Source organism: Nonomuraea sp. NPDC050451, assembly GCF_044458585.1.
In genome coordinates this window covers 208,781-223,385 of record NZ_JBITHZ010000001.1, presented here as the reverse complement: position 1 = coordinate 223,385, position 14,605 = coordinate 208,781, and the positions used below count along the sequence as shown (strand labels likewise).

At 68.2% G+C, this 14,605-nt stretch carries 9 protein-coding genes; 4 read left to right on the top strand and 5 right to left on the bottom strand.

All coding sequences use genetic code 11. From position 1 onward, the window contains the following. Positions 1-48: 48 nt before the first annotated feature. Both ACIBI9_RS00875 and ACIBI9_RS00870 read right to left on the bottom strand, forming a co-directional pair. Positions 49-1,563 carry a sigma-70 family RNA polymerase sigma factor gene (locus tag ACIBI9_RS00875; protein WP_397219841.1) on the bottom strand — a complete coding sequence of 505 codons (1,515 nt, stop codon included), beginning with the start codon at positions 1,561-1,563 and terminating at the stop codon, positions 49-51. Between the two features lie 234 nt (positions 1,564-1,797). After that, the gene (locus ACIBI9_RS00870) at positions 1,798-3,447 is read right to left on the bottom strand and encodes a CAP domain-containing protein (protein ID WP_397219840.1); all 1,650 of its coding nucleotides are present in this window, start codon (positions 3,445-3,447) and stop codon (positions 1,798-1,800) included. A 568-nt stretch (positions 3,448-4,015) separates the two neighbouring features. On the opposite strand from ACIBI9_RS00870, the gene ACIBI9_RS00865 reads away from it, so the two are divergent. After that, positions 4,016-5,575 carry a cytochrome P450 gene (locus ACIBI9_RS00865; protein WP_397219839.1) on the top strand — a complete coding sequence of 520 codons (1,560 nt, stop codon included), beginning with the start codon at positions 4,016-4,018 and terminating at the stop codon, positions 5,573-5,575. Here the strand turns inward: ACIBI9_RS00865 and ACIBI9_RS00860 are convergent. Next, complete coding sequence (locus tag ACIBI9_RS00860; RefSeq protein WP_397219838.1) at positions 5,556-6,164, bottom strand: TetR family transcriptional regulator; 609 nt, start codon at positions 6,162-6,164, stop codon at positions 5,556-5,558. The two genes, ACIBI9_RS00865 and ACIBI9_RS00860, sit on opposite strands and share 20 nt — an antisense overlap. A gap of 50 nt (positions 6,165-6,214) precedes the next feature. On the opposite strand from ACIBI9_RS00860, the gene ACIBI9_RS00855 reads away from it, so the two are divergent. The 3 genes from ACIBI9_RS00855 to ACIBI9_RS00845 are packed head-to-tail and all read left to right on the top strand — an operon-like array spanning position 6,215 to position 9,493. Next, positions 6,215-7,666, top strand: coding sequence for an FAD-dependent monooxygenase (locus ACIBI9_RS00855; RefSeq protein ID WP_397219837.1), 1,452 nt, complete (start codon positions 6,215-6,217; stop codon positions 7,664-7,666). Further along, positions 7,663-8,844 carry an FAD-dependent oxidoreductase gene (locus tag ACIBI9_RS00850; protein ID WP_397219835.1) on the top strand — a complete coding sequence of 394 codons (1,182 nt, stop codon included), beginning with the start codon at positions 7,663-7,665 and terminating at the stop codon, positions 8,842-8,844. Before ACIBI9_RS00855 ends, ACIBI9_RS00850 begins: the two co-directional genes overlap by 4 nt. A gap of 4 nt (positions 8,845-8,848) precedes the next feature. Beyond that, positions 8,849-9,493: a DUF3159 domain-containing protein gene (locus ACIBI9_RS00845; protein ID WP_397219834.1), complete on the top strand. Its 645-nt coding sequence runs from the start codon at positions 8,849-8,851 to the stop codon at positions 9,491-9,493. A 14-nt stretch (positions 9,494-9,507) separates the two neighbouring features. Here ACIBI9_RS00845 and ACIBI9_RS00840 read toward each other — a convergent pair whose 3' ends face one another. Then, positions 9,508-9,849: an RICIN domain-containing protein gene (locus tag ACIBI9_RS00840; RefSeq protein ID WP_397219833.1), complete on the bottom strand. Its 342-nt coding sequence runs from the start codon at positions 9,847-9,849 to the stop codon at positions 9,508-9,510. A 190-nt stretch (positions 9,850-10,039) separates the two neighbouring features. Next, the gene (locus ACIBI9_RS00835; protein WP_397219832.1) at positions 10,040-14,428 is read right to left on the bottom strand and encodes a ThuA domain-containing protein; all 4,389 of its coding nucleotides are present in this window, start codon (positions 14,426-14,428) and stop codon (positions 10,040-10,042) included. Positions 14,429-14,605: the final 177 nt, after the last annotated feature.

Sequence of the window (14,605 nt, the reverse complement as noted above, 5' to 3'; positions counted from 1 at the left end):
GCGCGAAGACGACCTCCCGGCGCGGTACAGGCCCCGGCCGCGACCTCGCTAGACCGCCTGCCACCTCTGGTTGTCGCCGTCGTGGCAGGACCAGAGCTGAACCCGGGAGGTTGGCACGTCCACGTCCAGGCACAGGCCTGAGCCGACTCCGCGGATCGTGCCATCAGCGTTCAAGGTCCACTTCTGGTTATCTCCTCCCTGGCAGTCGTGGATGCCGACCGCGGTGCCGTCGGTCTTGCCCTGCTCCAGGGCATCCAGGCACTTCTGGCCGTCGTAGACGGTGATCTGCCCAGAGGGCGTTCTGGTCCACAGCTGGGCGCTCGTGCCGTTACAGCTGTAGACCCAGATCTGCCCGACGTTGTTGCGGCTGCCCTCGGGGACGTCGAGGCAGAGTCGGGTGCCGACGTTGCGCAGGGCGCTCGTGGTGACCGGGTCGATGTCCAATGTCGTGGGCCCGGGCGGGGCTGTGGCGGTCTTCCGGGGATGGCGTGGGGTGGTGCACGACCGCGCCGTGACCTGGCCGCCTGCCCGCCCGGTGCATCGGTCCACGTCGGTGATCCGCGTGCGTGGGGCCGTCCTGACCGTGGAGCCCGCGGTCGGCTTCAGAGTGTCTTTCCGCTTGGAGGTGGACTTCGGTGTGGGTGTGGATGACGGTACCGCCCTCCACGTCGACGCGGCGGACACCTGTGGGGGTGCGGTCGCTGGGAGCTGGGAATCCGGCAGCAGGGTCAAGGCGACCGCTGCAGCAGCGGCGACTGCCGCGGCTGTAGCGGTCGCCGGGATCACCCAGCCCGATATCCCCGCAGCTGCCCCCTTCGATGCGGTGGCCTTCCCTACGGCGAGCGGCAGCAGCACGATCGGCAGCGCGGCCCGCAGTGTGGAGTTGAGGTCGCGCAGCTCGGCGAATGCCCGTGCGCAGCTTGGGCAGACGTCGAGATGCGCACGCAGCGCCCGGGGAATGCGGCTGCTGGGCTTGCGGACAACCGTCGCCATCCGGTCGGCGAAACTTTGGCACTCGGGCGAGCCGGCCACAACATGAGCGGCCAGGTATGCCTTACGCAGCCCTTCGCGCGCGCGGAAGGCCAGCACGCTCACATTCCCGGGAGTGATGCCGAGGATCCGTGCGACCCGCTCGGGCTCCTCCTCCTCGATCAGGGTGTGCCACAGTACGGTCTGCCAGCGCGGCGGCAGCGAGCGGTAGGCCCGGACAACGAGGTCGTCGGAAACCTCGGGCTCTGTCACCAGCAGGTCGGCGAACTCCTCAGCCCTGAACTCGCCCATCAGGACCAGACGCTGATCGGTCCGCGCCCACTCGGCCGCCGTGTTGCGCACCACCGCATACAGATAGGGACGCCACCCGCCGGACGGACCGCCCGCACCCGTGCGGACGGTCCGTAAGGTTCGGGTGAACGCCTCGCTGGCCAGGTCCTCGGCGGCCTGCGGATCCAGGGACAGACGGCGGGCGAAGGCGAGGACGGCCGCGTGGTGCCGCTCATACAGCTCCGCGACAGCATGGCTGTCACCGGCCCTGACCCGCTGGGTCAGTTCCGCGTCCTCACACATACGACCTTCCGTCACCTGATCAAGAATTTGTGCATCCCTCCCGGATACGACGCACCTGTGTACCTGGCGACGACCTTCACGGGGTTAGCCCGTGAAGGTCGCCCCAGCCCCTTCACTGTTAAAGGGAGTTGCCTAGCGCCTGCGGGTTACGCGACTTCTGAGATATTTCGCACCACGAGCGGGAGAGGCCCGAGATGGTGAGATAAGCCACCTGCACGCCTCGCGCACGCAGGACTACTTGGCGGCGAAGACTTGCGTCCAGTGACTCGTCCCGCCAGAGTTCTTGGCCAGCCCGACGCCGATCAAGGTGTAACCGCAGTTCATGATGTTGTTGCGGTGACCAGGGCTGTTCATCCAGCTCTGGACCACCGAGGCCGCGTTCGACTGGCCCTTGGCGATGTTCTCCGCCCAGCCCGATCCTCCGGTGAACCCGGCCGCCCTGATGCGGTCCACGAAGCTGCGGCCGTCCTTGGACTGGTGGCTGAAGTAGTTGTTCTTGGCCATGTCGTCGGAGTGGCCGAAGGCCGCGGCGCGCAGCTGCGCGTCGTGCGTGAGCGGCTTGCAGCCGCCCTTGGCCCGCTCGGCGTTGGTGAGGCGGACGACCTCGTTCTCCTCTGCCGTGCCGACGGGTCCCGATGACGGCGGGGGCGTCGTCGGCGCCTTGGTGGGGCCGGATGAGGGGGACGCAGGCGTGGGGGACCCCTTGGAGGGACTCGAGTTCGGCACCTTCGGGTCCTTCGGCAGGATGCTGCCGGACCAGACGTTGGCGGCGGCGGTGTAGACACCGTACGTCTCTCCGTCGAAGAACGGGGAGCCGATCTGGTCGTAGCGGCCGTTGTCGTCGGCGTCGATGAAGGTGGAGGTGACGCCGTTGACGTAGCCGAGGCGCTTGCCGTTGCTGTACTTCAGCAACCAGGGGCCTCCGTCGAAGCCGTAGGTGACCGCGCCCTTGAGCGCGATCTGCTCTTCGATCTTCAAAGCGGTGTCGACCACGGTCTTGCCGGTCGTGCCGTAGAGCCACTTCGGGGTGAGGCCGGTGTAGGGCTTGTCACCGTCGGGGTGCTCACCGGCCGGGTAACCGAACGCGTACACCTTCTGACCGGGCTTGATGTTGTAGGCAAGGCCCTGACCGCCGACGGCATCGCCCAGACGACCGACGTCCTCCAGAACCGCGTACTGCCACTGGCCGTTGTAGGTCCACTTCGGCCCGAGATAGGCGTCGTATTCCACCTTGCCGCTCTTGCCGACCAGCTTGACCTTGAGACCGTTGTAAACCGAGACGAAGGCGTAGTCGCGGTCGAAGTCCTCGTAGACGTCGAAGTCGTAATGGGTGAAGGCCTGCTTGGCAGCGTAGATGCCCCACGGCGCCCTGCCCTGGTAATAGCCCGGGACGAAGACCCAGCGGTCGAGGACATGGCCGTCGTCGTCGGTGTCGTAGGCACAGTGGCCGGCAGTGGCGACCAGGTTGCGGTACTTGGACTGCACAGAGGTGGCCGAGCACCAGTACGGCTTGCCGTCACGGACGAAGAACACCTTCCCCACGGTCTTGGGCAGATTGATGTTCCTCGACGTGGCAGCCGTCTTCTTCTCCTCGCCTATCGCGGGAATGACACCCGGCTTGCCATCGGATGCGGGGGCACCCGTGGACTTCAGGCGGGCGGTATGGGTGTTGACCTTGTAGTCCGGGTGGTATTCCTCAGCCTCCTTCAGCGCCTTACCGTTGCCCACCAGCCAGAACGACACGACGTCGAAGGCGTCCTTGGCTGCGACCGGCTCCCCGGACGCGGGGGCTCCCTCAGGAGCGGCCTGAGCCGGGGCGACGAGTGCCGAGGCCAGGAGGCCGGCGGTGGCCAGGACGCCACCGGCAGCGAGGATGCGGTTCAAAGGGGAACTCCTTGGTCTGTCGTGGAACGCCTCTTGCGTCCCATACGTCAGGAAAGGGATCGCGGGGAACCATGCGTTGCGGGGCGCGGGACGCCTCGTCACGTCCCCCGGTCGAAGGAGTGCGGCATGTGGCAGGCGTGGATCGCGCACCCGCTGCCATTCTCAACACCATCGGCAACAGGAGACTCCAATCCGATCCTGTTCATCAGCACTCCCATCTCTCACCAGAAAGGAGTCCGTCCACAGGTCTGGATTACGAGTTTTCGGAAGCTTTTGGACTGTGAGCCTCCTCACCGAGGAGGCTGCATGCTGGAATCACCCCTCTGCCCGCAGCGTCATGCCTGCCTTCGACGATCTCCGGCCGTCGAACCCTCGCCGAAGTGCAGATCTTCGGCTGCACACCCCAGGGGGAGCCCCGAAGGGAATCGGCCGACCGCTCGAGCGCGACCTGTCGGCCTTCCTCCGCACGCTAGGACCAGATTACTTCATGGTGCGTTGAAGTAATCACTCCAGTGGCCTATATTTCTTCATCGAAAGACGAAGTTTTCTGGGAGGAGGAAGCCCCAGCATGAGCATCGACGGCACGTGGGCGTTCACCGCGGAGTCTCCAAGGGGCGAGCAGAGCTTCGCCGCGACGTTCACCTCGGACGGCGAACGGCTGGCAGGGACGATGACCGGCGCGCAGGGGATCTGGGAGATCGACGAGGGCTCGGTGCACGGCAATGAGGTGGGTTGGCTGGTGCGCAGGGCGGTCATGGGGATGAACCTGCGCTTCACCGGCGTCGTAGACGGGGATGAGTGGACGGGCAAGGTCAAGGTCGGCGTGCTCGGAAGCTTCCCGGCCAGCGCGGTACGGACCACACTGGAGCAGCCACCGCCGGCGCCGTCCGAGCCCAGCTTGATCAGCCCGGAGGGGCGGGCCGACCCGCACCCCATATACGCCCGCATGCGCGAGGACGGTCCCGTCCGCCCCGCCGAGGGCGCGCTCGGCGGTCAGGTCTGGATGGTCACCGGCTACGACGAGGCCAGGGTCCTGCTGAACGACCCGCGCATCTCCAAGCACCCCCGGCATGCTCCCAAATGGCTACGTGATCTGGGCATCGTCACCGCCGACGAGGGACCGACCGGAACGAACATGCTCAACAGCGACCCGCCCGACCACACGCGGTTGCGCCGCCTGGTGAGCAAGGGATTCACGCCGCGCCGCATCGAGGCTCTGCGGCCCCGGGTGCAGCGCATCACCGACGATCTGCTCGACCGGATGGCGCCCCTGGGACGGGTGGATCTGATCGACGCGTTCGCCTACCCGCTGCCGATCACCGTGATCAGCGAGCTGATCGGGGTGCCTGAGGAGGACCGGGACGACTTCAGGTCCTGGACCGCCGCCATGCTGCTGATGCCCCTGGACGAGGAGCTGCGCGCCAGGCGATCGCAGGGCATCGAGGCCATCAACGGTTACCTCGCCGCCCTGATCGAACGCAAGCGCCGCGACCTGCGGCCCGGCGTACCCAGAGACGAACAGCCCGACCTGGCCAGCGCACTGGTGGCGGCAGCGGACGACGAGGACGGGCTGAACGAGCGCGAGCTGGTCGGCATGCTGAACCTGCTGCTCGTCGCCGGCCACGAGACGACCGTCAACCTGATCGGCAACGGCATGGCGGCGCTGCTGCGCCACCCCGGCCAGCTCGCCCTCCTGCGCGACCAGCCACACCTGCTGCCCTCGGCGATCGAGGAGATGCTGCGCTACGACGGACCCGTCGAGCAAGGAACGGGCCGCACAGCGGTGGAGAACATCGAGATCGGCGAGGTGACCATCCCGGCGGGCAGCCAGGTGACGGTGGCGCTGGCCGCAGCCGACCGGGATCCCCGGCGCTTCCCCGACCCTGACCGGTTCGACATCCAGCGCGAGGACAATGCCCATGTCGCCTTCGGCCACGGGCTGCATTTCTGCCTCGGCGCGCCGCTCGCCAGGTTGGAGGCGCAGATCGCCTTCCGCGGCCTGCTGGACCGCTTCCCCGACCTGGCGCTCGACTGCCCGCCCGAGCAACTGCGTCAGCGGCCAGGGACGGCCACCCTGTTCCGCGGGCTGGCCGAACTGCCGGTGAAGTTCACCCCAGCGGCTCGGTGACCAGCCGCTGGATCACGGGCGCCATCAGCGTGACAAGCGATTCCGTGGACATCGAAGCGAGAGGCTCCACGCGCAGGAGGTGGCGGGCCACGGCCAGGCCGGCCAGCTGGGCGCCGATCAGGCCGGCCCGCAGGTGCGCGTCCGGCAGGTCGAGGTGCTTGGCGAGCGAGCCGGCGAACTCGTTCTCGATGAACTCGCGCAGTTTGGCCGCGGGCTCCGGATCGGTGACGGCCAGGCGGGTCAGGGCGCCCACCCCGTCCGCGGCGTCGCCTCCCTCGGTGACTTCGAGGAACCGCCGCACCAGCCTTTCCCCGAAGTGCTCCACCCCCTCCGACAGCAGCTCACCCACCGGATCCCGCTGGGGGCTGTACCTGTTCAGCACGGCCTCGTAGAGGCCCTGCTTGCTGCCGAAAAAGTAGTGGATCATCGCGGGGTCGACCCCGGCGTCGACGGCGATCGCCCTGATGGTGGCCCGTTGGAACCCCTCGGCGCCGAACCGCGCCGCCGCCGCCTCCATGATCCGCTGCCGGTTGGCCGCGCCGGTGCGCCATCGGCCGCGGCGCCCCTGCTCACCGACGGTGTCGTTCACGCCGTCAGCTTACTTCACCGCCTGTCGAACTTATCCGAGACGGAGGACCCATGGACGGGAGCGTCCGCGTCCTGGTGGTCGGTGGAGGGCTCAGCGGCTTGGCCGCAGCCACCCTCCTCGGCCACCATGGCGTGCCCTGCTTGATCGTCGAACGCCGGACCGAACTGCCACCCACCTCGCGCAACGAACGGCTCGGCGTGCGCGCCGTGGAGCTGCTGCGCGTCCTCGGCCTGGAGGAACGGGTCCGCGCGGCCGGCTTCCACCCCGACGAGCTCGGCGACATGCTGCAGGCCGACACCCTGGCCGGCGCCGAACTCGGGCGGGCACCGCAGCCGTGGGTGGCTGTGCCGCCGCTGCTGAGCCCGCTGGAGCCGGTGTGTTGCAACCATGCGTGGCTGCGTGAGCTGCTGCGCGAACGCGCCCGGGAGCTGGGCGCGGAGATCTGGACCGGCTCCGAGCTGATCGACCTGCGGGAGGAGGCCGACGGGCTGGTCGCCGACGTGCGCAGGCCGGAGGGTGAGACGAGCGTACGGGCCTCGTACGTGGTCGGCGCTGACGGCCCGCACAGCCTCGTCCGTGAACGCGCCCTGATCGAGGCCGAAGGTCCGGGCACCATCGCCCAGCTGTACGGGCTGGCCTTCCGCGCGGACCTCAGCGAGGCCATCCGCGGGCGGCACTTCGCCGGAGTGCAGCTCGATGGCGTGGACGGCACCCTGCTGAAGGAGGCCGGGCCCGACTCGTGGGTGCTCCTGCGCCCACGCCCGGCCGACGATAGCCCCGACGAGGGCGAGGACCTCGTCGGGCTCGTCCGCGCAGCGGCCGGCCTGCCGGACCTGAAAGTCCAGATCGACGGCACCTTCAGCTTGCCGATCACCCTGCTCACCGCTGAGCGGCTCACGCGTGGCAGGGTCGCGCTGATCGGCGACGCCGCCTGCTCGCTGCCGCCCACACCGGGCATGCACGGCGGCAGCGTGCTTCAAGACGCGCAGAATCTCGCCTGGAAGCTGGCTCTGATACTCAGTGGCAGGGCGAGTCCCGGGCTGCTCGACAGCTACGACGCCGAGCGCCGCCCGCTCGCGAGTCTCACGCTCACCGACGCGCTCACCCGCATCGGCGTGATCCCACCTTCCGAGGAGCTGCCCGACCGGCTCACCCTGGAATTCGGTGCGGTGTACCGGTCCTCGGCGGTGGTAACGGAAAGCGAACGGACCTTCGTGGACCCCCTGGAGCCCGCAGGACTGCCCGGCACCCGCGTGCCCTACCTGGGGCCCGATCTGTTCGGCCGGGACTTCGTCTGCCTGGCCGGACCCGGCTGGACGAGCACTGACCTCCCGCTCACCCCACTCCAGCCGTCATGGGCAGAGGCCCTCGGCGTCAGTGCGAGCGGTGCCGTACTCGTCCGTCCCGATGGCATCATCGCCTGGCGCGCGCGGACGGCATCACCGGAACACGACCTCGAAACCGTACTCAACCAGATCCTGAACAGGGGAGATCAGCCGTGACCTTGCGCGTCATCATCGCCGGAGCCGGACTCGGCGGACTCACACTCGCCCATGGGCTGCGCCGAGCCGGGATCGACGCGGCCGTCTACGAGCGAGACCCGGCACCGGACAGCCGCGCCCAGGGAGCTCGCTTCCACATCGACGACCGGGGAAAGCAGGCCTTGCACGCCTGCCTGCCGCCGGCCCATGCCGAGCTGTTCGAGGCGACCCTGGGACACGACAGCCGAGCGCTCAAGGTGATCGGTGACGTGAACGGCCGCTTGGAGCTGCTGGCCACGAACTCTTTCGACGGCGAGGATGGCAGGCCCGACGCCGTGCGGCCCGGCCACCCGGTGAGCCGTCAGCTGCTGAGGCGGATCCTGCTGAACGGCCTGGAGGACCACGTGCACTTCGGCCGGGAGCTCGTCCGGTTCGAGTACCTGGGCCAGGGTGTTCGCGCGTACTTCGCCGATGGCGGCCACGCCGACGGAGATCTGCTGGTCGGAGCCGACGGCATCGGTTCCGCCGTACGCCGCCAGCTTCTTCCGCACGCCGAGGTGATCGATACGGGGGCGCGCTGGCTCGGAGGCAAGACCCCGATCACGGCGGAGATCACCAGCACGGGGATCATCGATCTGATCGGGAGCAACTTCACCATCACCGAGCTGGACGACCTCGGCATGGTCCTGGCGGCCATGCAGTTCAAGGAGCCGCCACTGACCGCCGCCGCGCGGCTGCTGCCAGGACTGAACCCGGGCGAGGCCACCGACTTCCTGATGTGGGCGCTGATCCCGCCCAGCGAAAGGCTCGGGACGGGAGTTCAGACCCTCGGCACCAGGCGGCTCTGGGAACGCGCACGCGACCTGGTCGAGCCGGCTCATCCGACGTTTCGGCTGGTCGTCGACCGGGCCTGGCCGGAGCAGACGCTCTGCCTGCCGCTCGGCGCCTCGATGCCGGTCGAGCCGTGGCAGCCCAGCGCGGTCACCCTGCTGGGCGACGCCATCCATGCCATGCCGCCCAACCGCGGCTCGGGCGCCAACACCGCCCTGCAGGACGCCGGGCGCCTGTGCCGTTACCTGGCCGATGGGCGCCCGCTGCTCGATGCGGTGGCCACCTACGAGGAGGAAATGCGTCGGGACGGGTTCGAAGCGGTCAACGCCTCGGTGTCCACCATGGGCGATTTCCTGCTGCGCGGCTGAACCCGTGGACCTGTTGCGCCGGGTCGGCGCCCACGTTGTCGAGACCGCGCTGCCCGTCATCGGCTTCACCGTCGCGTACGCCACGACGAGGCAGATCGCTCCATCACTGGTGGCCGCGCTGGCGGCAGCCGCCGCGGTCGCCCTCTTCCAGGTGCGGCAGGCCCGGAAGCCATGGGCGGCGCTCGCCGGGTTCGGCGTGTCAGCAGGGGCGGCGGCGCTGGCCACCGCGTCGGGCAACGCCGCCGACTTCTTCCTGCCTCTACTGGTGATGCGCGGGACACTCGCGGTCGCCACGCCCGTCCTGCTCCTGCTCGGGTTGCCGCCGTTCGGGCTCGCGTACGGCGTGCTCACCCGGCAGGGGCCGGCCTGGCGACGCTGCCCCATCCAGTTGCGCGCCTTCACCATCGTCAATCTGATCTGGTTCCTGGTGGACGCCGCGCTCACGGCCAACCAGATCAGGCTCTACCTCGACGATCAGGCGGTCGCGATGGGAGCCGTCAAGATTCTCATCGAAGCCCCCGCATACCTGTTGTCCGCGGTCGTTCTCTGGAGGCTCTATCGCCGCCTGACCGCACGACCCTGCCGCGGGCCGGCTTGTCCCTTCCATGCCCACTCGGCCGCGCTGCCCGCGCGCGGTGCGAGCACCTGATCATTGCTTCGTTCTCAGGTCAGTGTCCATCTCCGGGGATCGGTGCCGTCGCGGGTGGCTAGGGTCAGTGCGGTGCCGTTGGCCGTACCCGCGTCGAGAGTGGTGAGGCAGCTTCCGTCGTGTACGGTGATCGACCTGGTGAAGGGTGGCGCCGATCTCCGTGGCGGGTACTGGCCGGGCTTCCAGGTGTGGGAGACCTTCACCGGGACGCTCTTGTCACGCAGCGCCCACTCCCCCAGGCGGAGGCCGGTGCCGTAGAACTGCTCGTCGGGGCCGCGCGCCAGAGTCTGGGTGGTGCCGGCCGCGCTGAAACCGGTGACGGAGCCGATGGTGTCGGCGGCGGCCGGCGGCGCCACGGTCAGACGTCGGCGAGGCAGAGGGCGAGGAGCAGGGAGAGGAGGGCACCGGACCTGCGGCCCCCGTCGCGCGTGGGGACCATGGCGGGGCCTCTCGGAGAGGGATGCTTGCGCCCCTGCCGGCCCACTCGCGACCGAGTGTCGCCGTCAGGGGCGCCGTGCGTCAGGTCGTGCCGGCTACGTCGCGGAGTCAGCCGCGGCGAAGCGTGAAGTCGTCCACGTCCAGATTCGAGCCGTCGAAGGTGAGATAAAGCCGGACGGTCTTAGCGGGCACGTTGGTCAGCGGGGTCGAGACGTCCTGGTAGGACTCCCACCCGCCCGTGTTGGGGACGGTCACGCGGCCCAAGACCGGGCCGGTCGGCGAGTCCGTGCGGATCTCGAAGCCCCCCGCAGGGTTGACCGAGGCGACGCGGGCGGTGAAGGAGGTGACGCCGGTGAGGTCCACCCCGTCGTAGGCCGCCCAATCACCCGGGTTGACGAAGCCGAGCACGGTGCCGCCGTGTGCCGGCGTGTGCGGGTAGGTCTGGACGCCGTTGGCCTGGGACCAGTTCTCCGCCTGGATGACGGTGTCGCCGGTGGGCGGGCCGAGTTCCTTGACGCGGATGTTGCGGAAGGAGACGGTGTCGCCGTTGCCGTGGTTCTGCAGGCCGATGTGCCCGTCCTTGAGCGAGCGTGCCGGATCGGTGTTGGTGAAATCGTTGATCTTTACGCCGTTGAGCAGGACCTGGACGCGTTCGCCCTCGACCTTGATTTCGAAGGCGTTCCACTGGCCGGGCGGGTTGAGCGCCTTGTCGCGTGCGGCGGTGTCGGCCGACTTGAAGCCGTAGATGGAGCCGGTGGTCTTGTCGGCCGAGTCGGTGGCGTCGATCTGGATCTCGTAGCCGTTGTTGACCGCCGACCAGGGATCGGTGGAGGGTGGGAATCCGATGAAGATCCCGGAGTTGTCGTCTCCGGTCAGCTTCCAGTCGGCCTTGAGTGAGTAGCCCTTGGTGAATTCCTTGGCCTTGTACCAGTACAGGCCCATGCCGCCCGTGGAGGTCAGCGTGGCGTCGGCGTTGGTGAAGCTGCCGGGTCCGGCCTGCTCCCAGCCGGTGGTCGAGCCGTTGTAGAGGGCGGTGTAGCCGGTCTCCGGACGGCAGTCGGCCTGTGCGGTCCCCATGGCGTACGCGATGCCGCCCTTGAGGTGCTGCAGGAAGGCCTGCTCCGAGTAGGTCTCGGCGGTGTGGCCGAGACCGGTGTAGAAGGAGCGGCCGCCCTGGTAGGTCTTGCACCAGGAGATCGGATGGTCGGCGCCCATCTTCCCGCCGCCGTAGGACGACTCGTCCAGCGTGGCCAGGATGTGCGCGGTGGCGCGCGGGTTGGACTTGTAGTCGTACCACTCGTCGGTCCTGGTCCAGGTGGTGTCCAGGTGAGCGGTGGCCGGGTTCGCCCGATCGTCGATCTTGATCTTGGCCTGCTGGATCGCCGGGTGGGAGGAGAACCAGGCCCCGACGAGCTCGCCGTAGAAGGGCCAGTCGTACTCGGTGTCGGCCGCCGCGTGCACGCCCGCGTACCCGCCGCCCGCCTTGATGTAGGACTCGAAGGCGGCCTGCTGGTCGGCGTTCAGCACGTCGCCGGTGGTGTTGAGGAAAACCACCGCCTTGTACGCGGCCAGGTTCGCCGTGGTGAAGGCGCCGGGGTCCTCGGTGGCGGTCACTTTGAAGCCCATGTTCTTGATCGCTTGGATGCCGGCCGTGATGGAGTCGTGCCGGAATCCCGTCGTGCGGCTGAAGACCAGCACGTCACCGCCGTCGGCGGGCGAGCTGCCAGGCGGGCCGAACTTCTGGTTGGCGCCCCCATCGCAGGTGCGGATGACCAACTGCGCCCGGTCGGTGGCGTCCAGGCATTTGCCGAGCGCCTTGATCGTGCCGGACGTGCCGTCCACGGTCCACTTCTGGGCGTTGGTGTTGTTGCAGGTGTAGATCTGCACCTCGGTGCCGTCAGCGGTGACCGCTCCCCTGACGTCGAGGCATTTGCCGAGCGCCTTGATCGTGCCGGCGGTGCTGTCGATGGTCCACTTCTGGGCATCCGTGCCGTTGCATTCGTACATCTGCACCTTGGTGGAGTCGGCGGTGTTCGCTCCCGCGACGTCGACGCAGCCGCCGCCGGGCCCGCCGATCGTTCCGGTGACGGGTTGCGTCACGGCCTCGGGCGACAGGATGAAGGAGTCGACGTCGAACAGCGCGCCCGTGCCTCCGGTGAACACCAGGAACAGGCTGTCGGTCTTGGTGGTGACGCCGGTCAGTGCGGTCTCCACGTCCGTGAAGGTCTCCCAGCCGCCGGTCTTCGGCACTGCCACCTTGCCCACCAGCGGCCCGCTCTGCGAGCCGGTACGGATCTCGATGTTTCCGCCCGCACCTGCTGACGAGACCCGGAAGCGTGCCGACTTGGCGCCGCTCAGCTCGTAGGGCTTGAAGGAGATCCAGTCGCCGTTCTCGATGGACCCGACCGTCTTGCCGCCCTCGGCGGCCGTCGGCTTGTTCTCTTGCTGGACGCCCGACGAGGCGGCGGCGTAGTGCTCGGCCTGCCGGTGCCTGGGCTGCAGGATGTGCTCCTTGCTGCCGGTCAGCTTGTCCTTGTCGGTGTAGGAGGCGTTGAACACGGCGAAGATGTTGGCCGCACTGTCGTGCTCACCGTCCTTGGGAATGGTCAGCGTGCCCTCACAGCCATTCTTCGAGGTGATGGCGTGGCCATGGCTGTCGTGTCCGAGGATGTAGGTCACCTTGACCGCCGCACAGTCGATCGTGCCGTCCTCCGGATCGGTCACGGTGACCTTGAAGGGCACCGTGTCGCCCCAGTCGAACAGCTGGCCCTCGCGCGGCGTCTCAAAAGCGATCGTCGGCGCGGTGTTGCCCACGGTGATCGGCAGGCTTGACGTGCCTGAATTTCCCGCCGGATCCTTCACGGTGAGTGTCGCTTGAAACTCGCCTCTGGCGGTGTAGGTGTGCGTGGGATTGGCCTGGGTCGAGGTGCCGCCGTCGCCGAAGTCCCAGGCGTAAGTCAGCGCCTGGCCGTCGGGGTCGCTCGAGCCTTCGGAGGAGAAGGCGACAGTCAGCGGTGGCTGCCCCGAGGTCTTGTCCGCGGACGCCTTGGCGGTCGGGCTCCGGTCGCGGCCCTTGATGTACTCGATGCGGTACAGAGCGGAGTTCGCGTCTCCGCTGAAGTAGCCGGTGCCGTAGTCCAGCACGTAGAGCGCGCCGTCGGGGCCGAAGGCCAGGTCCATCACCTGGGTGCCGCTCCACGGGAAGTTCAGGATGTGGTTGTCGGCCAGGCTGACGGCCTTGATCCAGCGACGGCCGAACTCGCCGAGGAAGACCATGTTGTCCAGTTCCTGCGGGAACTTCACCTCCGACTGCAGATCCGGGTCGTAGCGGTAGGCAGGGCCGGCCATCGGAGACTCCGACCCCGTGCCGAACTCGGGCGGGCTGCCCGCGTCGCCGCCGTACCGGATCCAGGCCGGCTGCGCGGCCGGCAGCTTGGCCAGGCCCGTGTTGCGGAAGGAGTTGTTGGCCGGGCCTCCTGCGCAGTCGTATTTGGCGCCCGAAGGCCCGGAGGGGAAGGTGTATTCGTTGTAGGTCTCCGCGGGCGTGTTGGTCCCCGTGCAGTAGGGCCAGCCGAAGTTGCCCGCTTGGCTGACCTTGTTGAACTCCACCTGCCCTGAGGGCCCGCGATCGGGATTGGTGCCGCCCGAGTCCGGACCGTAGTCGCCGACGTAGACGACCCCGGTCTTCTTGTCGACGCTCATCCTGAACGGGTTGCGGAAGCCCATGGCGTAGATCTCGGGCCGGGTCTTCGCCGTGCCCGGCGGGAACAGGTTGCCCGACGGCACGGTGTAGGACCCGTCGGCGGGATTCACCTTGATCCGGAGGATCTTGCCCCGAAGATCGTTGGTGTTGGCCGAGGTGCGCTGGGCGTCGTAGGCGGGGTTGCGCTCGGTCCGCTCGTCGATGGGCGCGTAGCCGGCGGAGTCGAAGGGGTTGGTGTCGTCGCCGGTCGACAGGTAGAGGTTGCCCTGGGCGTCGAAGTCGATGTCGCCGCCGACGTGACAGCACATGCCCCGATCCGCAGTGACGTCCAGGACCTTCTTCTCGCTCGCGACATCGAGCGTCCAGTCGGCCTTCAAGGTGAAACGCGACAGCCGGTTCACTCCTTGCCAGGCACTCCAGTCCGTGCCCGTGGCCGGTGCGTCACCGGCCGGGGTGGAAAGCTTGGGCGCGTAGTAGAGGTAGATCGTCCTGTTGGTGGCGAAGCCCGGGTCCGCGGCCACTCCCTGCAGGCCCTCCTCGTCGTGGCTGTAGACCGGCAGCGTGCCGATGACCTGGGTGTTTCCGCCCTTGTCGGTACGGCGGAGCGTCCCGTCACGCGAGGTGTGGAGGACTGACAGATCAGGTAGCACGGCGAGGCTCATGGGCTCGCCTGTTTCAGCGGCGCCTTTGGCCAGCGTCACGGTCTGGTAGGCGGCTGGATCGATGGCGTCGTGAGCTCGGGCCGGCAGTGCCAAGGCCGTCATGCCGGAGACGGCCAGGGCTAAGGCGCTCAAGCGAGCGAGCCAGCGGGGGGTGCGACGAAACATGCACGCGATCCCTTCGTTACGAGGAGGTTGCGGCGAATTTCACCCGAATTTAGACACAAGACGCGGCGAAGTCCAGCAGGTTTCGTTGATAAAAATCGAAAGTAGCCGTGTTGATCATCCGATGCTATCGAGCGCTCCGCGCCG